Source organism: Desulfatiglans parachlorophenolica (genome assembly GCF_055394735.1).
In genome coordinates this window covers 2,862,401-2,884,636 of the sequence record NZ_AP042460.1, presented here as the reverse complement: position 1 = coordinate 2,884,636, position 22,236 = coordinate 2,862,401, and the positions used below count along the sequence as shown (strand labels likewise).

20 protein-coding genes and 2 pseudogenes are annotated in these 22,236 nt (G+C 52.9%); 19 read left to right on the top strand and 3 right to left on the bottom strand.

From position 1 onward, the window contains the following. Positions 1-368 precede the first annotated feature (368 nt). Positions 369-2,654 carry an AAA family ATPase gene (locus tag ACZ500_RS13525; protein ID WP_464227869.1) on the top strand — a complete coding sequence of 762 codons (2,286 nt, stop codon included), beginning with the start codon at positions 369-371 and terminating at the stop codon, positions 2,652-2,654. Between the two features lie 83 nt (positions 2,655-2,737). After that, on the top strand, positions 2,738-4,603 hold the full coding sequence (locus ACZ500_RS13520) for a UvrD-helicase domain-containing protein (protein WP_464227868.1): 1,866 nt from the start codon (positions 2,738-2,740) through the stop codon (positions 4,601-4,603). 270 nt (positions 4,604-4,873) lie between these two features. Here ACZ500_RS13520 and ACZ500_RS13515 read toward each other — a convergent pair whose 3' ends face one another. Next, entirely contained in the window at positions 4,874-5,983 is a 1,110-nt protein-coding gene (locus ACZ500_RS13515; RefSeq protein WP_464227867.1) for an IS4 family transposase, read from the bottom strand. Positions 5,984-6,170: 187 nt separating this feature from the next. On the opposite strand from ACZ500_RS13515, the gene ACZ500_RS13510 reads away from it, so the two are divergent. From ACZ500_RS13510 to ACZ500_RS13485, 6 genes and pseudogenes are all read left to right on the top strand, one after another. Beyond that, entirely contained in the window at positions 6,171-6,869 is a 699-nt protein-coding gene (locus tag ACZ500_RS13510; RefSeq protein WP_464227866.1) for a hypothetical protein, read from the top strand. 187 nt (positions 6,870-7,056) lie between these two features. Beyond that, positions 7,057-7,239, top strand: a complete 183-nt coding sequence (locus tag ACZ500_RS13505; RefSeq protein WP_464227865.1) for a tyrosine-type recombinase/integrase — start codon at positions 7,057-7,059, stop codon at positions 7,237-7,239. 124 nt (positions 7,240-7,363) lie between these two features. Beyond that, complete coding sequence (locus tag ACZ500_RS13500) at positions 7,364-7,759, top strand: IS91 family transposase (RefSeq protein ID WP_464227864.1); 396 nt, start codon at positions 7,364-7,366, stop codon at positions 7,757-7,759. A 38-nt stretch (positions 7,760-7,797) separates the two neighbouring features. After that, positions 7,798-8,384 (top strand): annotated as a pseudogene (locus tag ACZ500_RS13495) (Druantia anti-phage system protein DruA). Between the two features lie 309 nt (positions 8,385-8,693). Continuing rightward, the gene (locus ACZ500_RS13490) at positions 8,694-9,020 is read left to right on the top strand and encodes a hypothetical protein (protein WP_464227863.1); all 327 of its coding nucleotides are present in this window, start codon (positions 8,694-8,696) and stop codon (positions 9,018-9,020) included. A gap of 23 nt (positions 9,021-9,043) precedes the next feature. Next, positions 9,044-9,220 (top strand): hypothetical protein, encoded by a 177-nt coding sequence (locus ACZ500_RS13485; RefSeq protein ID WP_464227862.1) that lies wholly within the window; start codon positions 9,044-9,046, stop codon positions 9,218-9,220. Here the strand turns inward: ACZ500_RS13485 and ACZ500_RS13480 are convergent. After that, positions 9,205-10,935 (bottom strand): IS1634 family transposase, encoded by a 1,731-nt coding sequence (locus ACZ500_RS13480; RefSeq protein ID WP_464232975.1) that lies wholly within the window; start codon positions 10,933-10,935, stop codon positions 9,205-9,207. The two genes, ACZ500_RS13485 and ACZ500_RS13480, sit on opposite strands and share 16 nt — an antisense overlap. A gap of 170 nt (positions 10,936-11,105) precedes the next feature. Between ACZ500_RS13480 and ACZ500_RS13475 the strand changes: the two genes are divergently transcribed. The 3 genes from ACZ500_RS13475 to ACZ500_RS13465 are packed head-to-tail and all read left to right on the top strand — an operon-like array spanning position 11,106 to position 11,994. After that, positions 11,106-11,288, top strand: a complete 183-nt coding sequence (locus ACZ500_RS13475; RefSeq protein ID WP_464232974.1) for a hypothetical protein — start codon at positions 11,106-11,108, stop codon at positions 11,286-11,288. Continuing rightward, complete coding sequence (locus ACZ500_RS13470) at positions 11,288-11,635, top strand: type II toxin-antitoxin system RelE/ParE family toxin (RefSeq protein ID WP_464232973.1); 348 nt, start codon at positions 11,288-11,290, stop codon at positions 11,633-11,635. The genes ACZ500_RS13475 and ACZ500_RS13470 overlap by 1 nt, the downstream gene beginning before the upstream one ends. A 17-nt stretch (positions 11,636-11,652) precedes the next feature. Beyond that, positions 11,653-11,994: a HigA family addiction module antitoxin gene (locus ACZ500_RS13465; RefSeq protein WP_464232972.1), complete on the top strand. Its 342-nt coding sequence runs from the start codon at positions 11,653-11,655 to the stop codon at positions 11,992-11,994. A gap of 482 nt (positions 11,995-12,476) precedes the next feature. Here ACZ500_RS13465 and ACZ500_RS13460 read toward each other — a convergent pair. Then, positions 12,477-13,357: pseudogene (locus ACZ500_RS13460) on the bottom strand (tyrosine-type recombinase/integrase). Positions 13,358-13,755: 398 nt separating this feature from the next. Between ACZ500_RS13460 and ACZ500_RS13455 the strand changes: the two are divergent. The 8 genes from ACZ500_RS13455 to ACZ500_RS13420 all read left to right on the top strand — a co-directional run bounded on the left by ACZ500_RS13455 (position 13,756) and on the right by ACZ500_RS13420 (position 22,006). Then, the gene (locus ACZ500_RS13455) at positions 13,756-14,646 is read left to right on the top strand and encodes a hypothetical protein (RefSeq protein ID WP_464232971.1); all 891 of its coding nucleotides are present in this window, start codon (positions 13,756-13,758) and stop codon (positions 14,644-14,646) included. 40 nt (positions 14,647-14,686) lie between these two features. Then, positions 14,687-15,220, top strand: a complete 534-nt coding sequence (locus ACZ500_RS13450; RefSeq protein ID WP_464232970.1) for a DUF3795 domain-containing protein — start codon at positions 14,687-14,689, stop codon at positions 15,218-15,220. A gap of 82 nt (positions 15,221-15,302) precedes the next feature. Further along, positions 15,303-15,659 (top strand): hypothetical protein, encoded by a 357-nt coding sequence (locus ACZ500_RS13445; RefSeq protein ID WP_464232969.1) that lies wholly within the window; start codon positions 15,303-15,305, stop codon positions 15,657-15,659. Positions 15,660-16,348: 689 nt separating this feature from the next. Next, entirely contained in the window at positions 16,349-17,653 is a 1,305-nt protein-coding gene (locus ACZ500_RS13440; RefSeq protein ID WP_464231342.1) for a DDE-type integrase/transposase/recombinase, read from the top strand. Next, on the top strand, positions 17,650-18,459 hold the full coding sequence (locus ACZ500_RS13435) for an ExeA family protein (protein ID WP_464231341.1): 810 nt from the start codon (positions 17,650-17,652) through the stop codon (positions 18,457-18,459). Before ACZ500_RS13440 ends, ACZ500_RS13435 begins: the two co-directional genes overlap by 4 nt. A 47-nt stretch (positions 18,460-18,506) precedes the next feature. After that, positions 18,507-19,349, top strand: a complete 843-nt coding sequence (locus ACZ500_RS13430; RefSeq protein ID WP_464231340.1) for a DNA-primase RepB domain-containing protein — start codon at positions 18,507-18,509, stop codon at positions 19,347-19,349. Between the two features lie 50 nt (positions 19,350-19,399). Then, positions 19,400-20,548, top strand: a complete 1,149-nt coding sequence (locus ACZ500_RS13425) for an SIR2 family protein (RefSeq protein WP_464232968.1) — start codon at positions 19,400-19,402, stop codon at positions 20,546-20,548. Positions 20,549-20,671: 123 nt separating this feature from the next. After that, complete coding sequence (locus tag ACZ500_RS13420) at positions 20,672-22,006, top strand: IS4 family transposase (protein WP_464232231.1); 1,335 nt, start codon at positions 20,672-20,674, stop codon at positions 22,004-22,006. The last annotated feature ends 230 nt before the right edge of the window (positions 22,007-22,236 follow it).

Genomic DNA, 22,236 nt, shown 5'->3' with positions numbered 1-22,236 from the left:
GTATGCGCTTACCTTCAGAATCCCTTTTTCCAGACGCCTCCGCCATGCATTGCAGGCCGCAATGTTTGATCTCGGGGTGCCAAAAACGTTATTCAATTGTCATTAAGCCAACCGCTTCTCTAATGTTCGGCTGGGGTAAGGGTTGGATTAAATCCCCATAGCGGGGTGGAAGCGGCTCAGTTCAACATGATTGTAACCGGAATGAAGACAAGCTTCACTCCGGTTACAATCTTAAGCGTTAGAGTGCACTAAGCACGGTCTGTTTGAGGCCAAAAGCGGATCTGATGCCGAGCTTCTTTAAGCGCTTGTGGTTGATCTGAGAAATAGATTGAACACATTGAAAACGAATGATTCGAAGGAGAAGAAGCGTGCATCTGCACTCATGCAGGATAAAGAACTACAGGCGGCTGCGAGATGTTTACATCGAGCTTGCGTCTGATATTTCGATCTTTGTCGGGTCGAACAACAGCGGGAAGACATCAGCCACACAAGTCCTGTACGCATTTGCATCCGGTTCGAAGGATAAGCTTTCACTGTACGATTTTAGCTCGGCTTGTTGGAAAGATTTTGACGCCTTCGGCGACCTCCCTGAAGACGGTACGGAACAGCCAGAGTTGCCTTCGATAGGCTTGGACCTTTGGTTCGAGGTAGCGGCGAGCGATTTGTACCTTGTAATACCGCTGTTGCCGAGTAGGGCATGGCGCGGGACGCAAGTCGGCATGCGGATAGAGTTTGCGCCGCGTAATTCCGTAGAGCTTCTTGGGAGCTTCCGCACAGCCCGCGCGGAAGCTCAGACGAAGGCGGCCGCTTTCCCACCACGGGAGAATGAGAGATATGTGCCGTGGCCAAAAAGCCTGACCGACTATCTCAAGAACGAACTTCTGAATGAGTTTGAGTTTAAATACTACGTCCTTGATCGGGCTCAGTTCGATAGCGCTCACAAGCCGCATGAGGGATACATGCCCCTGCTGCTTGGCAAGGACCCGGGCGGCGCAGCGATCTTGAAATCTCTCATCAAGGTCGATAACCTTCATGCGCAACGGTATTTGGCCGACCCGGCAGTGGGCGCAGGAACGGGCGCAGGACGATCCGAAGACCTCTCCAAACGATTGAGCAGGTTCTACAAGCGGAACCTCAATCAACGGCAGGAGGACCATAGCGCACTAAGGGCGCTGTTTGAATCCGAGATGAGACTTAATGAACACTTAGCCGACGTGTTCAAAGATACCCTCGATCGCCTCTCAAAACTCGGCTATCCAGGTCTTCTTAATCCCCGGCTAGAAATCAAGTCCGCTCTCAATCCAGCCACGATCATGAACAGCCAGGATGCTCGCGTGCATTACGTTCTGGGTGACGGCGAAGAGGCCCTAAGGCTTCCCGACACTTACAACGGCCTCGGTTATAAAAACCTCATCTATATGGTGGTCGAGATACTCGATGTTCACGCCAGATGGGTCGCGGACAGGGAGCAACGCGCTCCACTTCACCTGATATTTATAGAAGAGCCCGAGGGACACCTTCACGCTCAGCTTCAGCAGGTTTTCATTCGAAACGTTCTCGATCTTTTGAAAAGCAGCGAAGAGGATGGTAGCGCTTTCCAAAGTCAGACCGTCGTGACGACCCACTCGCCTCATATCGTCTATGAACGCGGCTTCCAGCCTATCCGATATTTCAGGAGGCAGAACATTGGCGGCGAGCAGACGGCCGAGGTTTTGAACCTCTCCGCGTTCTACAGTCAGACCCCGGATGAGCGGGATTTCCTGCAAAGGTATCTAAAACTAACGCATTGTGACCTCTTCTTCGCGGACGCAGCCATTCTTGTAGAAGGCAATGTCGAGCGGCTCTTGCTCCCCGTGATGATTGAGAAGGAAACCGTTTCGCTGCGGTCAGCCTGTCTGTCTATTCTGGAAGTGGGCGGTGCCTTTGGCTATCGTTTCAAATCGTTAATTGAGTTTCTCGGTCTTGTTGCGCTTGTGATCACCGACTTGGACAGTGTAGAGCTTGTTGCCGCCGCTGATGAGGATGAGGATGAAGATACCGAGTTCGAGGTTCCAAACGCCGAAGCAGGGCAGCCGCCTCTGAAAAAATCCGGCAAGGCGTGTTTGCCATCTAAACCGAACGCGCGCACTTCAAACCAGACTTTGATCCAGTGGCTACCAAAAAAGCAGTCCGTTGAAGAGCTGCTCGCTGCGGCCGATTCCGAGAAGTTGCATGCAGCGGAAGACGGTAACAGCTTCAAGGTCCGTGTGACTTATCAAGTCCCGACGAATGTGACATGGAATGGCAAGACTGCCATCCTGTGCGGACGAACGCTGGAAGAGTCCTTTGGGCTTGAAAATGCGGTATGGTGCCAGGCTGCAGCGCAACGGCACGTCGGCCTGAAGCTCCGCGAGAACCCTGCGACACCCGACGATCTTGCGTCCGGCCTTCACAAACGAGTCAGCGGAAAGTCGTTCGACAAAACGAAGTTTGCCTTGGGCGTTCTGACCGAACTTCCTGCGAATTGGAATGTGCCTCTCTACATCAAAGCCGGTTTGCATTGGCTCGAAAGTGTGGTCAGTCTCGAGCTGCCTGCACCGCCGCCAGAGGTAACCGCGCCTGCGGCCTCTGCCATACCGGGCGATGCGGCAACCATCGGGGAGGCGGCGAAATGACTAGCCGCGCTCACCAAAGAGATACCGAGGCGGATCGAGAACTTTACCGCTGCTTGAACGCATTGCCACCACGAAGCTTCCTGATGATAGCAGGAGCCGGCTCTGGGAAGACTACTTCTTTGATTAAGGGGCTCGCCGAGACACTCAACAAGCACGGCGAGAGGCTGAAACTGCGCCGACAAAAAGTCGCTTGTATCACTTACATGGAGATCGCAGCCGGAGAGATTTGGGCGGATGTGGGTAACAATCCCCTCGTCCATGTCTCGACTATTCACAGCTTCCTTTGGTCGCTGGTTCGGTCGTTCCAGTCAGATATCCATGGGTGGGTGGCAAAGCGAATTGACGAAAAACTCCTGGAACTACGGGAGATAGCGACCAAATTCGGGCCTCGCGTGCAGCAGCGCACGCGCGACAAGAACCAGAACGACATAGCTCGCTATGAACAGCAGCGGACGCGGATTGGCCAAGTCCGCTCGTTTACCTATGGAACGGGTAGTGATTACGTGAACGGAATCCTCGGTCACGATGACATCATAAAAATGGCCCCGCAGTTCATCGTCGAGAGCCCGTTGATGCGGAGCCTCCTCTGTCAACAATATCCCTTTCTCTTTGTCGATGAGAGCCAGGATGCAATGGAAAATGTCGTTGTGGCTCTCAAGGCGGTGAATGAGGAACTGGGAGATCGGTTTTGTCTCGGTTTCTTTGGGGACCCGATGCAGCGCATCTACCTGACAGGGATCGGCTCAATTTCGGCCGATCCTGGTTGGGAAAATATCACGAAGCCAGAAAATTTCAGATGTCCTGCAACTATACTCAGTGTCGCTAATGCGATTCGACGAGACGGGGACGGCTTAGTTCAGACGCGAGGCCGGATGACAGGACCGGAGGATGCTCTGGTCAGCGTGCCAGGCAGCGCATACATCTTCATCCTTCCCATTGACGAGAGACGCGATCAGCGGCTCGCGCAGGTGCGCGACTGGGCTGCTAGGAAGAACGACGATCAAGTGTGGCTCACCGATGAGAGCAATGAAGCTGTGAAGGTCCTTGTCATCGTCCACCGAATGGCCGCCAAGCGGCTGGGATTCGGCGAACTGTACTCGGCACTAAACGATAAGGCTCCGGAGAAGTTCAGGAACGGATTCCTGGACGGGACCGCGTGGCCGGTGCGACCATTCAATAACTTTGTCCTGCCGCTTGTTAGCGCTGGCAAGGAGGGCAACGAATTCGAGGTGATGCAGGTTCTCAGAAAATCGCCGCTCTTGGATCGCAAAAACCTGAGCGGAGTCAATGTAGCTGAACGGCTTGGCGAGCTGAGTCGATTCACCGAGAGTCTTCAGCAGATGATGGAACCGGGATCAGGCGCAACTAATGCAGATATTCTTCGTCATGTTCATGGGTCGAGGGTAATTTCCCTCGACCCGAGGGTACTCTCGTATTTGAATCTGCCGGCTCCGGTCGAAGCGGAGGAAGCCGATAACGACGAGAGCGAGGATGAAGCTGACAGTGAAGAGATTACCAAAGAAGTTTCGGCGATGGACGCTTTCCTAGCGTGCCCGGCATCGCAGTTCTGGGGTTACTACAAGTACGTGAACGAAGGCTCTCCGTTCTCGACACATCAAGGTATCAAGGGCGCGGAGTTTGAGCGCGTGCTTGTTGTCCTGGACGATGATGAGGGTACCCACGTTCAATTCTCTTATGACAAATATTTGGGAATCAAGCCGCTCTCGGACAAAGAGGAGGCAAACAGGCGAGAGGGAAAGGAAACCACTATTGAGAGGACTAGGCGTCTCTTCTACGTATGTTGTACGCGGGCTATGAAAGATCTAATTGTCGTTCTCTTTACTGCCGATGTTGCAGCGGCCCAACGCCAGATCACAGCGCTCGATCTTTTTCCGGTGGATGCGATCCATCTTGAGGAGGAACTCGCGGGAAACACTTCCCCCATATGACGAAAAGATTAGTGCGCATCATGCTATTCGAATGCCTTAGCCAAGGTAATTATAAATGCAATGAGTACGCCGCGCCCTAACGAATAGCACTGCTGTCCAAATTAGCCGGGGATTCAAAGTCCACCCCCTGAAAACGTTGGGATTTTAGAGCAGATTTGGCGGATTTGGAAATCAGGTTGTACTTTCGACATGGATGCTGCCCCGATTATGAAAACGCGAAAGCCAGCTGTTCATGGTCTAGGTTGAGGGGAGGTGTCCCCAACGGCTCGTTCAGGCACCTCCAAAGATCTCGAAAAGTAAAGAGGTATATCCTGACCAGCGCCACCAGGTTGTAAATGTATCTGGCGCAGGTGAGTCCTGATTCAATATATCAATATGTTTGAGAATCAGCATGGCGACCAGTGCTGTCCAAATCTGGGTTTTCAGAGCGTTGGCAGAGGTTCCGACAAAGGTTTTGATCTTCAGGTTCTGTTTCAACAGCTTGAAAAAGATCTCTATTTGCCACCTGTCCTTGTAAATGGCGGCGATGGTGACCGGCGAAAGCCGCATGTGGTTCGTGACGAACTCGAAGGTTTCGTTCCGTTCGTCGTCATGCCATAGGATCCTGCGGGGATATTCAGGACAGGCTTCCTCAGCCTTCTTGTTGAGAAGGTGAATGATGTCATCGGCTAGGACACGGGTATCTTTCGGACAGGGTCTGCGCTCGCAAACCTCGAACTGGGCGTTTTTCTTGGCCCTGGTAACGAAGAAAACCCCTTGCTGGCACCACTTGCCCCACAACCGATAGTCGTTGTAGCCCCGGTCGTCCACAACGATAGTCCCCGGATCAAACCGGATTTGATGCGCTATCTTCACATCGCAGACGTTTCCATTGGTAATCACCCCAAATGAAGGGAGATATCCGTCGTGATCCAAAACCAGGTGCAGTTTCACCGCTCCCTTCGTCCGCCGAAACTTGGCCCAATCAAAAACCTTTACGCACAGGTCGATGGTCGTGGAATCAAGGCTCATCAGCTTATTTTTGAACCGAAATTTTCGCTTGAATCCAGCTGTCTGGACCCGGCACCTCTCCAACAGGTTGAAAAACACCCTCTGGTAAAGCTCCCAAGGACGATGCTCATTGGCATAAGCCAGGCTGAAGCGACTCGGCGCGCGAATTCCCAGATGGACCAGCTTCCCTTCGCAGGTTGCAAGACCGCCGCAGATCTCGCGCAGGCTATGGGCGCGTCCCAATTGGCAAAAAAGCATCGCCACAAACTGTCCCCAGCATGTAAAGCCTCTGGCATGCCGCTCCGCACGAGTCTCTTTCACCGCTGCCTCGAATTCAGCCCGCGGAAAAAGTTGCAGCAATTGGCTAAATATGCTACCGAATCTGTTCATGGGTATCAGCCTCCTCTTGGTGTGTTTGTTTTTCCCAAAATCCTTATACACCAGAGAGGCTATACCCAGAAGCCTCGATCACCTTCCCGACTCTGCCTTGCGCTTTACCTCCGCCCTAAACAGCCGCAATTCCTAATTTGGACAAGAGTGATTCCGTAATGTAATTGCACAAAGGATATGACCTAAAATGAACGAGGCAAAACGTTTTCTTCGATACATTACCCCAGGTTTTCTTTTCGGAAGCTTACTACTGATTATGCTTTGGATAACTCTTCCAAATTGGACGAGTGATATTTTTAAAATTACGCTGTTTGGAGAAGAAAATGCCCTTGCAATAGTAATTGGGTCCATTTTTACTTCAGGTGCACTCGGTTATTTGTTTGCAACAATTCATCACTGGTGTCATTGGAATTTGCCTTTTGATCAGAGCGTCATTAATCATTCAAAACAAATTGAATCACTACGCCAGAAGAAGATTATCCCGCCAAAACCAACTGACGCTCCCAATAATGTTCAGCTAGAAGCATTAATAACAATATCAACCTTATGGTTTGAACGATTGGGCGCAGATAATCCTATAGGAAACTCCGAAAACAGGGTTGCAGCATATGGTGATCTTGCCCACGCTGCGGGTGCAGCAAGAGTAGCTGCATTTTTTGCGCTATTAATGTCTGTTATAGTTTGTATGCTTTACGGAAACTGGGATCCAAAAATTTGGCACATTATACGATTCATCATTATGGTGTCTTTTGGTGGCATAATCACTTTACTGTTCAATAATGCGTGGCGTCACACCGGAAAAATTTCTCAACAATTGAATGACCGAATTCTTGTGGACGCACTTGATAGAGAAAACCAACATAAGCAAGCAGCACAGAAAGGATAGCCAGGGCACCCGGTTTCTGAAGATACGGAGGGAACTGAACAATAACAATCTTTAAGCAAGGCGGAGACAGCCCTGGCTGCCGCCGTTGAACTAAACCGCTTCGCGGTGGTTTGGTTCTGCCCCCTTATGGGAGCATCGTTCTTTGACAATTGAATAGCATTTACTGAGGTGTATCCTACCGTTCATCTTGAGGCATAGCTTCGCGACGCATCTATTGGAAGCCGGCACCGACCTGTATTATATCCAGCACCTATTGGGACACACGAGCGTTACCACGACTTCGGTTTATCTTCATGTGACGGGCAGAGACATGGCGAGGATCAGGAGTCCGCTTGATTTTCTCGGAGGTGAAAAGGGGCCGACGCTTTAGCAGCTGGGCTTCTGACGGAACGTCGTCTTGAGGTGGCCGACGCGTTTTGGTTGCATGGACCGGCCTATCGCCATGCCCATGCCATGCCGACGAGGCAGATGCGTGCCATGCGAGCCGTAGAGGCTTGTCGCACGGCCGAACTTGGGGGGCGTATGTGGATGCCTGCGATCATTGCGGCAAAGTGAGGATCTCCTACAACTCCTGCCGTAACCGCCACTCCCCGAAGGGCCAGTCACTGGACAAGGAGCGGTGGCTCGAGGCGAGGAAAGGAGAACTGCTTCCGACGCGATATTTCCATCCGGTCTTCACCCTGCCTGAAGGGGTAAGGCCCTTGGCCTCGAGGAACCGACAGGTGGTCTATGGTATTCTTTTGAGGGCGGTATCGGAAACCATCGAGGAGTTGACGCAAGACGGCAGATACCTGGGGGCGGAGGTGGGCTTCATTGCCATCCTGCATACCTGGTCGCCAGGGCTCCGTCAAAGTCAGCCAACGTCAAGTGAGCCGGCCCTAAAGAAATAGCGCTGGCTTTTTGTTTTTTCATTAGCTATGCTGAAGTTATGGCCAGCGTAGCAATCCAAAACTTTTTCTCAGACAACCCCTTGCGGGTGCGCCTTGCTCGGCGCGATGAGTTGCCGAAATCGCGCGACTTGATGCGCCGGCATCACTATCTCGGGTTCGGGCGTATTGTCGGCAGCGCCCTCCACTATGTCGCCACCATTGGCGACCAATGGGTTGCATTCCTCGGTTGGGGCTCCGCCGCCTTGAAATGTGCTCCCCGAGCTCATTACATCGGTTGGGACCCTCATCTTCACTACCGACGTCTGCACCTTGTCGCCAACAATGTCCGATTTCTCATTCTTCCTGGGTAAAATCTTTCAATCTTGCCTCGCAGATCCTTGCGCGCACGGCGCGGATGCTCCCTGATCGGTGGGAAGAGCGCTACCATTACCGGCCTTCCCTGATTGAGACCTTCGTCGAAAAGCGGCGGTTCACCGGCGCCTCGTACAAGGCCGCCAACTGGGTCTGCGTGGGGCAGACGCAGGGGCGGGGCAAGTGGGACCGGCAAAAGGCCTGTGACAAACCGGTCAAGACCATCTGGCTCTATCCGCTCGAGCGCCGGTTCAGGGAGGTCTTGTGCCGATGAAAAAATGACCCAAAAAGCTGAAGATATCCGCCGGCGAGTTCGAAGCGCTCCAGGACCGTATCAAAGAACGGAACCTGACCGACTCGGACTATGACGTGCTCCTGGGGCTTGCCGAGACAGTGGCGCGTCTGCGGGAGGTGCTTGCCGAGAAAGAAACCTCCATCGGCCGGCTGTGCAAGTACCTGCTGGGGGCCCCGACCGAGACAGCCCGAAACATCCTCGAGGATAAAACCGAACCAGTCCGGAAAAAAGGCGACAAACCAAAACCCCGGGGGCACGGGAAAAACGGCGCAGGCCAGTACATGTTGGTTGGCAGAATATGCTGTCGGGAAGGGTAAACTATACGAACTGGCCATGCCGTCGGTCTTTGTTCATATCGTTGGAACAGCCCCTCTCAAAGCCACCGTTTATGAACGAATCCGCTTACGCTGCAATCTGTGCGGAGATATCTTCACCCCCGAACTGCCCGAAGGGGTCTCCGAGCAAAAATACGACGATTCGGCTACGCCCATGCTGGCGATACTGAAGTATGGCTGCGGCATGCCCTTCAACCGGATCGAGACCCTTCAAAGGAATCTGGGCCAACCTCTGCCCGCCTCTCCACCCAGTGGGACATCCTCGATACCGCAGCCGTAGCTCTGGCCCCGGTCATGGATGCCATGGTCTCATTCGCCGCGCAGGGCACGCTGCTCCACAATGATGACACCTCCGCGAAGGTGCTCGCTTTCCTCAAACCTGGGTTCCGGGTGGGTAGTCAAAGGGTAGCCGAAAACGGCATTAAATCCGAACGGTTAGATGCGAGCCCAAAAAACGCGTGTTACTACGCCTCTGAATGACGGTTCACAACTTCTAGAATCGGTTTAGGGATTGAAATCTTTAATGTTTTCAGCGTAGACAGGACCTCCTCCGGGGGTTCATTGCGTCGAAAGAATAGGTGACTCGGGGTCTCGAATTCCGCGGCCTGGAACTGAGCCAAGACATGATGGAGCCACCCCCATGTCTTGCCGGTCATGAACTCGGCTACCCGTTGGAGCAACAGGGCCAGCACACAGATTTTGATATGCGCTTCAATTCGACGCGGCAACCAATGATACATAGGAGTCATATGGATCTGAGTGCTCTTCATCGTACGGAAACAGCGCTCGATGATCAGGAGGTTTTTGTACCCTGTGGCGGCACCCTCTGCCTGGAGGGTGTCATCATTGGTGATGAGGACCCATTTGCCGTCAAGCTTCCGGGCCGCTTCGATCTTGGCTGTGTCGATGAAGATCTTCCCGGCCTTGCTGATGCCGAGATAGCGTCTGGTGCGTTGGGAGGCCAGCAGCTCGATCGCCCATTTGGCCGTGGCATCCCAATCCCTGTGACGGTCGAGTTCCTGGCGCAGCTCTTCCAGGACAGATTCCCGGTGCAGATTTTGCCGTTCCGCTTCCCTCGGGTTGAAGCAGACGAAGGTGCGCCTGCGCAAGACCCCGGTGCCGATTTGGACCTCTTTGACCTGGAGATTGTCCCCTACCTTTTTGTATCGTCCCCCACGGGTCAAGACTTCTTCCTTGATCTCTTTGACGCTCCCCGCCCTGGCAGCCAGGAGGTATTTACCCCCGCCCAGAGACAGGCGTTTGCGGTTGTCTTCAGAGTTCATGCCGGCATCGGCGACAAAAAGGCAGCGGTTCAACTGCCATCCCCTCAGATCTTTTTTGACCGTTTCGATCGTGGTCACATCCCCCGTGTTGCCCGGGAACACCCAGGAGCGGACCGGAAACCCCTCTCGAGTGACCGCCAGAGCCACCACCACTTGAGGGTTCCACGTCCCATTTTTGGATTTCCCGCGCTTGCGCAGGCCGGATACGGGCCGGGACAGATCCTCTTCGCGGCTCTCTGCGCTCGCAACGAGCTCGGCATCTTCGAAGTCGATCTCGAAAGAGGCTGTGGTCGTATCGTAGAACACCACATCGACCTCGAGGTTGAAGAGGTTGGCGGTGTTGAAGAAAATGGTTTTTTCGACCTCGGCCGCGCTTGCATGGAGCAGATCCATCGCTTCGTAAAAGTGGTCAAGCTTCAGTCCCTGGCAAGACAGGAGATAGACCGTCGGGAGCCACCGGTCCCATACACCCAGCTTGCTGCGCGGTTCGCAAAGCCGGTTGGCGGTCATCGCCAAAAGCGCCCGCTCATAAGGGACTTGACAGTTTGCATCTGCGGCAACCTTGCGCAGCGCCTCTCCGATACCCAGGCGCTCCCACAACGCCTCCGCAACCAACACCGGGCCCAATTGCCGGGAACCCAGGAGTCTGAGCTCGGCCGGCCACGTTTTCTCAAGCGAGGTTCTTCCCGGCACGGCGGTTCCGCCCACTTCCAACTCGAGCCCGCAGGCGCGCGCAATCGATTGGCACAGGCGCATCATGGCATCACGGTCGATCAAGTCAGCCCGCCCGAAATTATGAATGATCTGGGCGGTCGGTTTGCGCGTCTCAGGGTGGCGAACGTTGTGCGCGAGCTGAAGGTACTCGACCACGGAGCCGTCTCGATTTTTGCGTTTGGTCGTTCGAATAAACATATCTACGTGGTTAGCATATACCACATAGCATGTCAATATCATAACGACCAAGTCGTGTTACTACATGTTTTGGCGGTTTTTTAGATGCCCCCCTTGATTTTATTAGGAAAATCCGGCTTCGGAGGCCAAAAAGTGCCTACTGAGCCGGAACTCAGGTCCTGGGCGATTCCATGCCGATCAATTTTCTCTATTACGGCGTCCCGGGGGAGGTGATCGACGGGGTCTTCGAAGAGCTCTTCAGCCTCCTGAAGGGGGTTCTCTCCCAGTACGAAAAGGGCGATGCCTATCCCCCTGCGACTTACGCACTGGACCGGAATATCGACAAGAACGGGAACGGCAGCCCAAGCGTCTGATGCATATACCTTTCTTCGCTTTCCCTGAAAATATCTTCTTGACAGGCGTAACCTTGAAGGTTACATTGCACGTAATGATAAAATCGTTTAAACAGAAAGGTTTGGAAGAATTTTTTTATACGCGGGTCAAGAAAGGAATTGAGCCTGAACATGCAAACAGGCTTGAACGAATCCTCGATCGCCTCAATGCTGCAACTGAGATTAAGGATATGAATTACCCTGGCTCATCCCTTCACCAGTTGAGCGGCGGTAAAAAAGGGTTTTATGCAGTGAAAGTATCAGGCAATTGGCGAGTTTTTATTCAATTTATCGATAGTGATGCATATGTTGTAGATTACGATGATTAGCATTAGAGGGTATACCAATGAGTAGAATGACGAGATGTCCAACACATCCGGGCAGGATAATAAAAAAAGACTATCTCTTGCCTCTATCCATCACAATCAAGGATATGGCTGAATCGCTCGGAGTTTCGAGAAAAACATTATCTAAAATTATAAATGAAAGAGGTGCCGTCACACCGGAGATGGCCTTGCGCTTGTCACGTGCCTTTCATACCACTCCGGACTTTTGGCTTAACTTGCAGAAAAATTTTGACCTTTGGCAAGCGGAAACAAAATCGCAAGAATGGAAAAAGGTAAAGCCATTTCCCCAAGAAATGCTCCATGATCATGATGCATCGCCTAACTGCGAACCAGCCACTTGATAGGGTCCGGATTGGCAGCACCTTTTCCGCAATATTTATCACAGTAAAACATGTCCGGTTTTTCACACGTGCATCGGAGCGGCTGGCCTTGGAGTCTGCTTCCCCCCGCATCACCGCAATCTGCTACACCGAGTATACGCCCACATGGGCACCGATACGGGGGGGGGGAAATATCCTCCGGAGTTCCAGGGCCGGCGAAGCGCACCCCAACGGGCTGATCAAGACACCTCCTGCTTTCCCACGCCTGCTTCAATTCCAGCACATGCCCTTACAGCGTATGTAAGACGTCCAAAATGCCCTTCAAGCTCAAATCGCTCTTTCTGTTCAATATCTAAACGAAATTAGATTGACATTCGGTATGACTTTTACGATGATTTGCCCGATCGGTAGTCAAGCCGCAATTATGCGCAGAAAAAGGTGCGCTGAAACATGAGGGAACATCATTCCCGACGGTAGTGGAAATTCGATACACTCACCGTGTTTCAATCCAACGGGCTTTTAGCCGCTTTCCCTCCTTTGCTGAGTACATGCGTATAGATCATCGTTGTGCTGACATCTTTGTGACTCAGCAATTCCTGGACTGTTCGAATATCGTAGCCATTTTCGAGCAGGTGGGTGGCGAAACTGTGCCTGAACGTATGGCAGCTTCCGTGTTTAACGATGCCGGCCTCCCGGATCGGCGTTTTGACAGCGCGCTGCAGGACAGATTCATGCAGATGATGGCGTGTGACAGCGGATGTCCTGGGGTTTCTGCACAGTTTGGAGGCTGGAAACACATACTGCCAGCCCCACTCGCGCGGGGCGTTGAGGTATTTCCTGGCCAGTGCGAAGGGGAGATTGACTCTTCCAAAACCGTTTTCGAGGTCAGTCCCGTCTGCCCCTTACCGTCCCGGACGGTGATCTGGCCATAGGTGAAGTCGACGTCTTTGACCCTAAGTCGGAGGCATTCCATCAACCGCAACCCAGACCCATAGAGAAGGGCCGCCATGATCCAAAGGACTCCGTCGAGGCGGTCGAGAATGGCCCTAACCTCGTCCCGTGTGAAGACGACCGGAAGCCGGCGGGGTCTTTTGGCCCGTTCGATGTCGTGGATCCAGCCGAGGTCTTTCTTGAGCACGTTGCGGTAAAGGAACAGGATGGCGCAGAGCGCCTGATTCTGGGTGGAGGCCGCCGCCCTTTTTTCCACAGCCAGATAGCTCAGGAAAGCACTGACCTGGGCTTCTCCCATTTCCAGTGGGTGCTTCCGGTTGTGGAAGAAAATGAAGCACTTGATCCAATGGACGTAAGTCTGTTCGGTGCGATAGCTCATGTGCCGGATACGAAGCGCAGCCCAGACCTGGTCGAGAAGTTTCGGCTTTTCCATGGCATTTCTCCTGGGATGTCTACCCGCGGGTTCCGACAAGGGCCTTTCAGTAGGGCGGTCTTAGATGGCGGCGGACGCCCGGCACCCTTCGTACGTACCCGAGTGGATCAACTTGGCGGCGCGGCGGACGGGGGGCACTTGAAAAGGCGGAACGATCGGGAAATGGCGATCCGAGGTGGGGGCAATGCTCTGAATCTTGCCGCACTCAAAAAACTTACAGTTATTTATACAGCTATCACTTGTGAATATCAAGATCCGATTGCGTCAAATTTGAAGCCTAGATCCCCTCAGGATCGGTTTATACGACACATCAGCCACCTAAATCCAATAGGCAGCCAAATCGAGGTTTTTCGCGGCTTCAATTGAGACGTCGAATATAAAGTTCGACAAGAGGATGTATGGCACTAACAAAGGAAATGTGGGAATCTGCAATTTTGGCGGCTATTGTTTCGGCAGTTTTTGCAGGGACAATGTCATTTCTTGTTCATGCCTATAGAATACTTAGACGTTTATCGGCTATTCGACGACTTTTGGGACCTATATGCAGGAATGAGCCAGTAGCATTTTTTTCGAAACGTCTATACTCAAAAGACAGAACCTACTTATCTGACGAGCCTAATTATTTTCCTCCGCATACGCAAAAAAAACCTAGTACTCATCCGAATATTCCTTATGTCGTCGGTACCGCTCAGATGGGGGCTGCAGCCGATATCATGCACCTGCTAGGTCAGGTTGGTCGCCAAGCTGGAGTTAACTATCTCTCCGCTGATGCTGACTGGGACGTGTGGGATCAACATCTATTCGTAATAGGTGGGAGCAATAAATCTAATGCTATTTTTTCTTCATGCGAGCCTCGACTTGTTGAGATAGTTCAATATAAAATCCAGGAAACGGATACTATAGGCTTCAGACTTACCGATTCGAACGAAATTTTTTCTGCTATAAATCATGATGATTACGGCCTGATTCTAAAAACAAAGTATCCGCCCACAGGCGCTTGGTGCTTCGTAGTAATGGGGATAGGATCATTGGGGACAGAAGCGGCTGCCTACTTTCTTCGAAAGAACGCAGCGATGCTTGGCCGTGCATACGGTGGAAGGAGTTTTGCGGTTCTTGTTCACGTACGACTGGAGCAAGGAAAGCAATCGGCACGCCTCCATCGCTGGAACCCTATCCCAACTTGGACAAGAGTGTTGCTACACCAGTCTCTTTGGGCCGAATACCGAAGAATTGGGAGAATGTCGAACAAGGCTAATTCAGCCGACGCAAAAAACCGCGCGGCTGATTAGCAGCGTTATGCAGCGAAAGAACAAAGACATGCATCAGTAAATGAGTATGAGGGTCGTCATGCAAAGGGAAGTTAGGAACATTTTGGACAAAAATCTGGCTGCTGTTTGTGGCCTTTACTGTGGAGCGTGCTCATGGTTTATTTCCACCAATGAAGACCCTGAAAGGCTCGAAAGGCTTGCGGCTCAACAAAATTGGTCGGTGGAGGAGAGCAAGTGTTATGGATGCCGGTCAGGGAAGAGGTTACCATACTGTGCGAAGTGCAGAATGTTCGCTTGCGCTGCAGAACGAGGCATCGATTTTTGCAGCGAATGTGAAGAATATCCCTGCGATGACCTGAAGCAGTTTCAATCTGCTATGCCTCATCGGATCGAGCTTTGGGTCAATCTCGATCGGATCAAGTCTGTTGGCTATAGACAATGGCTCAAAGAGGTCAGGGAAAACTACGTATGCCCACGATGTGGAACGATCAACTCGACCTACGATTTAAAATGTCATAAGTGCGGCAGAGAACCCAGCTGTAATTACGTAGCCAATCATAAGCATGCGATTGAACAGTACTTGAAGAATAGATAATTGCATAACATCGGCATTGAGCAGGACGCGCAAAAAACCGCGCGCCTCTCATGCCGGGCGTTAGATTCGCAAGAGGTTCAAGTTGACTGATTACTTAAATTATTTTTTAGAACCGTTCCTCGAAGACATTGTTCAAGGGCGGTGCCTTCCATTTATTGGGGCTGGCTTCTCGCTCAACGCGAAGATTCCAAGGGGCAAGAAGATGCTCGACTGGGACGGGCTTGGCAAGAAGGTTGCGTCAACTTTACCGGAATACCAATACACAACAGCCATAGAAGCCTTGTCCGCTTACTCACATGAATTCACACGAGTGAAACTTGTTGAGTTACTCTCGTCGGCGCTTCTGATCACGACTATTCAGCCTGCCAAACCGCATGAAGAGTTGTTGGTTGGCAGAATATGCTGTCGGGAAGGGGCCGTATTTTTCACAAACGCTTGACTAGAGGGGGTCGGATGTCGAATTATTCTGGCTTTGGGAATAGGGCGAAAGCGGGCATAGAAAACAATTGGGGTAAAGGATGTAGCAGCACCCTTTACCCCGAAAAACATGTGAGTAAAACTCACAACCCGTACTCTATTGATAGTATTTGTCGAGGTATGCGTCAAGAGCCTTTTCAGGCTGGGCCGAAAATATCTCTGGCCCAGGCCGCCATCCTGCCCCAAATGCGAAGGGAAGCTGTGGGGGCATGGGTATACCACCGCCTGTTTTGACGGGTACGGGGAACCTGCCGAGATTCCGAGGTACCGCTGCCCGGCTTGCGGGTGTGTGGTCCGGCTCCGCCCCGAAGGATACTTCTCTCGTTTCCAATCTTCTATCGAAACCATCCAATCGAGTATTGCCAACCGCTTGTCTGGCCGCGGCTGGCTCCCGGGCCTTTCGCCATCCCGCCAGCGCCACTGGCTGAACAGCTTGATCGAGCAGACGAAACTGCATCTCGGCCTGTCGTGGTCGGGACAGCTCCCGGACGCATTCGAACTGCTTCACGCCGTGGGGATCTGCCCGGTCAGCCACTCCATCCAATGTGAAAGGAGTGCTTCTTTTGTGGGGCCCCACCGAAGGCTGCCCTTTACCAGCCCTCGGGAGGTGGAGTATCCAGACGCAAAACCACCACAAAGGAGGTCCCACACATGGACGAACAGCAACAAAAAGACATCGCCGTTTTCCGGTTCGGGGTGATCAGCGACTTTTTCTGCCAAAAATTGACCCGGGGAGAGAAAGAGCGGTTGCTCAATGAGAAGTGTTCCCGACAGTGGCAGATCCCCCACTCAGAGCGTACCCGGCTTGCCCGCACCACGATCCTTTCCTGGATCAAGGCGTATCGGGAAGGCCGGCAGAGGCTCGAAGCCCTTTACCCTCAATCCAGAAGCGACCGGGGCATGCCCCGCAGCATCCACGATGAGGCCGCTGCCGTCATCGTCACGCTGCGCAGGCGGATGCCCCGCTGCACCCTCATGGTTCTTCTCTCGGAACTTGAAAACCGCAAGCTTTTGAGGTCGGACGAGCTGCCGAGCTACTCTTCATTGTACCGCTTCCTTAAAAAGGAGAACCTCTTGCACCTCGATCAGTCCGCACCGGTCGATCGGAGAAAGTTCGAGGCCGAATCCCCCAACGACATTTGGCAGGCCGATGCCATGCACGGTCCCATGATCCTCGATGGGGAAAAGCGGCGGAAAACGTACCTCTTCGCTTTCCTCGACGACATGAGCCGACTGATCCCCCACGCTGCCTTCTACTTCAGCGAAAACCTCGAATGCTACCTCGACGCCTTGCGCTCAGCGCTCCTCAAGCGCGGCCTGCCACGCAAACTCTACACCGACAACGGCAGCGCCTTCCGCTCCAAACTCCTCCAGGAAACCACCGCCAGCCTCGGCATCGCGCTGGTTCACTCCCGGCCTTACAAACCCCAGGGTCGGGGCAAAATAGAGCGTTGGTTCCTCACCGTGCAGAAACAGTTCCTCCCCACACTCAGCTCCAACCTCGATCTCAGGGGCCTCAATGAAAAGCTCGAAGAGTGGATCCACTCCGTCTACCATCAACGTCCCCACGGATCCACGGGTCAAAGTCCCATCCAGCGCTTTGCCGAAAAAATGGAGTGCATCCGCCCCGCCCCCAGAAACCTCGAGGACTTCTTCCGTAAGCGTGCCAGGCGAAAGGTCGCCAACGACCGCACCATCGCCCTGAATGGCAAGGTCTATGAGGCGCCTGTTCCCCTCATCGGAAAACAGGTCACGCTCCTTTACCACGACCATGATCCCACCCGGGTTGAAGTGCACCTGGACAACCTCTCCTACGGGTTCCTCACCCCTCTGGATCTGCACGTCAACTGCCGAGTGCGCCGGTCCCGCTCCCAAGACCTCGTCATAGACAGCGCTCCTCCAAAATCCGTCCCATCCGGCCGGTTACCCTTTTCTCTCGCAAAGGAGCCCCGATGAAACCCCATTATCTCAACTTTTTCGGCTTTACTCGTGAACCGTTCGGCTCCGAACTCGAGCTCGATCAGATCCTTCAGACCGCCGAAGTGGTGGCCGTCGCCGAGCGCTTCGATTACACCCTGCGCCTGGGCGCTGTCGCACTGGTGACCGGTGAGGTCGGTGCGGGCAAGTCCACGGCCCTGCGCTGGGCCATCAGCCGTCTTCACCCCTCCGAGTATCGCCCCATCTGGGTGACGGCAACTTCTGGCTCCATCCTCGAGTTGTATCGCCAGCTTTGCTCCGCCCTCGACTGCGATTTGCAGGGCTCTTCCCGCGCCACCCTCCTGCGCATCATCCGCAGGCAGGTCCTCGATCTCGTCCTCAGCCGCAAGCAGACCCCGGTGCTTGTCATCGACGAGGCTTCACTCCTGCGCCTCGAGGTCCTGGCCGAGGTCCATACTCTCCTTCAGTTCGAAGCCGACTCCAAACCCTATTTGCCCATGATCCTCGTCGGCCAGAACCATCTGGCCGATCTGCTGACCTATCGTACCTCGCTTCCCCTCTCTTCCCGCATCATCGCCCGCTATCATCTCCAGGGGATCGACCGGGAGACCCTCGGTACCTATCTCCTGCACCACCTCAAGATCACCGGCATCCCCCGCCCCCTTTTCTCCGAGCAGGCCCTGACCGCCATCCACCAGGGCTCGGGCGGCATCCTCAGGCGGGCTAACCATCTCGCCCGCGGTGCCCTCATCGCTGCGGCCGCAGAAAAGATCCAGCAGGTCGCCGCCGAACACGTCCGTGTCGCCGCAACCGAACTCCTCTGATCCTCAAAGCCGGGGCTGGTCATCGGCCAGCCCCCCTCTTCACCCCCATGGACGCTGTGCTTAGAAAACTCCACCGCTTCTTTCGCCAAAAATGGCACCTGGCGGTTCTCCATCCGGAAAAAGGACGCTGGATCGTCCAGCCCCATCCCGACCATATCCCTTATCTCAAGGCCCTCAACGCCTCAGGCTGCCACATCCTCCTTCAACCCCTTGAACAATCCCGCTATCTCCTGGCCGATGATCTGTCCTGGGAGAGGGTTTGCCGTCACCATCGCCAACCTGACAACACCTGGAGGCCCGGTCGCATGGTCGTCGAGACCTCCCCTCACAACTTCCAGGTCTGGATCCGTTCTTCGCGCCCGTTGCACCTCCAGCACAAACGCATCCTCCTGCGCATGCTTCACAGCGATCCGGCCGCCGATCCCAACAACCGTTTCGGCAGGTGCCCCGGCTTCCGCAACCGCAAACCCTGCCATCGGACCCCCGACGGGCAATATCCACTCTCTCGCCTCATCTGGGTCGACTACAACTCCTCGGCCATCATCCCGCAGCATCTCTTCCAGGCAATGACTCCGTCTTCCCCTCAACCCTTTCCCCCTCCACCCCCAGGGGGGGCGGTGTGTCTTTCTTCCCCTCCATCTCGCTCCAGATATCTGCGCGCTACCGAATCCGAAACCGACTTCGCCTACGTCCTCGCCCTCCTCAGACGCGGGTACTCCGAACACGCCATCCGCTCCCTCCTCATCGAGCAACGGATCTCCTGGGATCATCACCAGGGCGAACGGAGAAAAAATGCCTATATCAATAGAACCATCGCCAAGGCCAAGACCATCATCCAAAACAAGTCTGTCCAAATTACCCCGAAAATCACCACCAATCGTCCAGGATAATCAGAAAAAAAACGTCAGATTATTGTGAAAGACGACAAGAGTTCTGTAGATTGCCTTTTGAGCGTGTGGTAACTACCAACTTTGACTTTCTACTGGAGCAGGGGTATGCCCGCATTAGTAAGTACTGCATTCCGATCATCTCTGAAGAGCAACTGGCCGTTGGAGACTCCCAAGCAGGCGTCAGACTTCTTAAACTCCATGGTGATCTGCATCACCCAAACCGACTTGTCGTTACAGAAGAGGACTACGATGCATTCCTGACGAGTTTTCCATTACTTGCTACGCATCTTTCAAGTTTGCTTATCGACCATACTGCATTATTTATCGGCTACAGCTTAGACGATCCCGATTTTCGACAGATATGGCAAGTCGCCAAGGAACGCCTTGGCGCACTGCGCCGCCCGGCGTACGTACTACAAGTCGGTGCGGCACCCCATACCGTCGCTCGCTATGAGCGACGAGGAGTCAAAGTAATAAACCTGCCAAAGACTTCAACACGTTCTTACGGAGAAATCCTTGAAATCGTCTTCCGGGAACTACTCGAATATTGGTCTTCGAAGGTCATTTCTCTGAGCACAGCCACTGAGCCAGAATCACAGGCAGAACTGACCCTTCCTTCAAGCGCTCAAAGTCGTCTTGCTTTTTTCTCTGTTCCCACCAGGTATGCGGCCGTTTACAAGTCCCGCATTTACCCTGTCGCGGAACGTTATGGTTTCAGTCCGATTATGGCGGCAGATGTTGTCGCACCTGGCGACAACATCATGGCAAAAGTATACGCACTAATCGAGAGGTCGGCGGTCGTTGTTGCGGACATAAGCTCGCCAAACACTATGCTTGAAGTTGGTATGGTTCTATCAAAGGAGGGCATGGCTAAGCCAATAATCTTAATCGCTGAAGATCAAGCGAGTATCCCTTTTGATATCGCTAAACATCTTGTGATTCGAAAACCGCAGTCGATGGATGATGAGTCGCCCGGTTTTATTAAGCTGATCGAATCTGCCTTTGCTGAAGCGTTTTCTAGAATTTCCCCAGCCCTCGAAGACGAACCGAGTCGCCTCGTGGCGAAGAAGGAATACCGTGCCGCTGTTATCGCAGCTTTCTCGCTCCTTGAATACGAACTTCGGCAGTTCTTTGAATCATCCAGTTTAGAAGCTTTCTCGGCGCGTTCCTCTCTGATAATGTTGCTTCAATGTCATTGACTTAAGAGAACACTGCCGATGTTTTTGCTTGCAAATATAATATGTTATGCTATTATCCCCTCAGTAGAAAAGCGGTCGAATATTACTTTTCAAGGAGGCGACATATGTGTACAGAAAAATTTAATGAAAACACTGCGGTTGGCACAGAAGGTGCTTTCCAGAATTTGTGCCAAACTTGTCGGATTTCTCAATAAATATCTTCATTCTCCTGAATTTTTTCACCGACATCGTTTGTCTGAAAAATATTTTTCCCGCAATCGTAAACTCCCCTTCAGCACCATGATACTTTTCCTCATGAATTTTGTCCGCTGCTCCTTACAAAAGGAACTTGACGGGTTTTTTCAACTTTTTCTATTTTCCGATCGCTCCGAAAGAAAGGTTACCGCTAGCGCGTTTTGTCGAGCCAGACGCAAAATTTCTTTCGAGGCTTTTGTTGATCTGAATCAGAGACTGCTCTCCTTCTTTTATCAGTCCTTCCCTGTTCGGCGCTGGATGGGATTTCGTCTACTGGCTGTCGACGGATCTACCTTGCGTGTCCCTGACAACGATGAGACCAGAAAGTTCTTTGGCGTTTGGCATCCCGCCAAAACCCGGAAAATGTGCCCTTTGGCCAGGGTTTCGTTGCTCTACGACGTTTTGAACCGCATCACCGTTCATGCACTCATGGTTCCTAAAGGGGAAGGTGAACGCTCATTAGCCGCTAAACACGTGCAGAATACCGGTGAAGGCGACCTTCTTCTTCTGGACCGGGGATACCCCGCATACTGGCTTTTTGCCCTGATCCTCAACCGGGGTTCTCAATTCCTTTGTCGGATGAAAAAGGATTCAGTTCTTGTCAAAGAATTCCTCCGCTCCGGAAAGCGCCAGGCTATCGTCACCCTTAAACCGTCGCCCGTCGCCATAAAATCCTGCCAAGAGAGGAACTTGAGCACCAACCCCCTGAAAGTTCGCGTCCTCCGGTTTACATTGAAAAACAGGGTAAAGGTCGTTCTGTTGACTTCCCTCCTTGACAAACGCCAGTTTCCTTTGGCTGAGCTCAAAGAGCTCTACACCAAGCGCTGGTCTGTGGAAACCGTTTACAGCCATTTGAAATGCCGGATCGAAATCGAGAACTTTTCGGGGAAATCTCCGCTCGCTGTCCTCCAGGATTTCCACGCGAGAGTTTTGACAGCCAATCTGACTGCCATGATCGTTCATCCAGTTCAAGATCTTATTGAGGAGCAGGCCAAAAAGCATCCCGAACGACTCAGGTACCAGGTCAACTTCACCTATGCGCTTTCGTCTATGAAAAACAACGTCGTGCTCCTCCTTGCTCGGCGACACATCACCAAAATCCTTCGAAGCCTCCTCTCGCTCCTGGGTAAGTCTTTATCGATTATCCGACCAGGCCGGAAGAATCCCAGAAAGAGAGGGCCGAAACTGAAAATTGCCGCCATGGCCTACAAGCCCATAGCTTAAGTCAATGACATTGAATGTTGCTTGATTATGCAAGGTCAAAAGAGGTTATTTCACCTAATGAATTTCAACAAATCAAAGCGTATGCCCGAGTACGAAACCAAATCGCTCATACCCGCGGCGAAGTTACCTCTGCGCAGGCCAAGGCAATCGTTCGCGATGTCTCCGCCGCGATGAGCAAAATACGACAATCAAATCTAACCCGGCATTCAAGCGGAGCACAAACAGCCTCG

Coding starts and splice junctions, on each gene's coding strand:
- ACZ500_RS13465 (WP_464232972.1), top strand. CDS start 11,653: ATGAGTAGAATGACGAGATGTCCAACACATCCGGGCAGGATAATAAAA.
- ACZ500_RS13520 (WP_464227868.1), top strand. CDS start 2,738: ATGATAGCAGGAGCCGGCTCTGGGAAGACTACTTCTTTGATTAAGGGG.
- ACZ500_RS13515 (WP_464227867.1), bottom strand. CDS start 5,983: ATGAACAGATTCGGTAGCATATTTAGCCAATTGCTGCAACTTTTTCCG.
- ACZ500_RS13435 (WP_464231341.1), top strand. CDS start 17,650: ATGAAACCCCATTATCTCAACTTTTTCGGCTTTACTCGTGAACCGTTC.
- ACZ500_RS13510 (WP_464227866.1), top strand. CDS start 6,171: ATGAACGAGGCAAAACGTTTTCTTCGATACATTACCCCAGGTTTTCTT.
- ACZ500_RS13485 (WP_464227862.1), top strand. CDS start 9,044: ATGGTCTCATTCGCCGCGCAGGGCACGCTGCTCCACAATGATGACACC.
- ACZ500_RS13480 (WP_464232975.1), bottom strand. CDS start 10,935: ATGTTTATTCGAACGACCAAACGCAAAAATCGAGACGGCTCCGTGGTC.
- ACZ500_RS13430 (WP_464231340.1), top strand. CDS start 18,507: ATGGACGCTGTGCTTAGAAAACTCCACCGCTTCTTTCGCCAAAAATGG.
- ACZ500_RS13475 (WP_464232974.1), top strand. CDS start 11,106: ATGCCGATCAATTTTCTCTATTACGGCGTCCCGGGGGAGGTGATCGAC.
- ACZ500_RS13455 (WP_464232971.1), top strand. CDS start 13,756: ATGGCACTAACAAAGGAAATGTGGGAATCTGCAATTTTGGCGGCTATT.
- ACZ500_RS13420 (WP_464232231.1), top strand. CDS start 20,672: ATGAAAACACTGCGGTTGGCACAGAAGGTGCTTTCCAGAATTTGTGCC.
- ACZ500_RS13450 (WP_464232970.1), top strand. CDS start 14,687: ATGAGTATGAGGGTCGTCATGCAAAGGGAAGTTAGGAACATTTTGGAC.
- ACZ500_RS13440 (WP_464231342.1), top strand. CDS start 16,349: ATGGACGAACAGCAACAAAAAGACATCGCCGTTTTCCGGTTCGGGGTG.
- ACZ500_RS13470 (WP_464232973.1), top strand. CDS start 11,288: ATGCATATACCTTTCTTCGCTTTCCCTGAAAATATCTTCTTGACAGGC.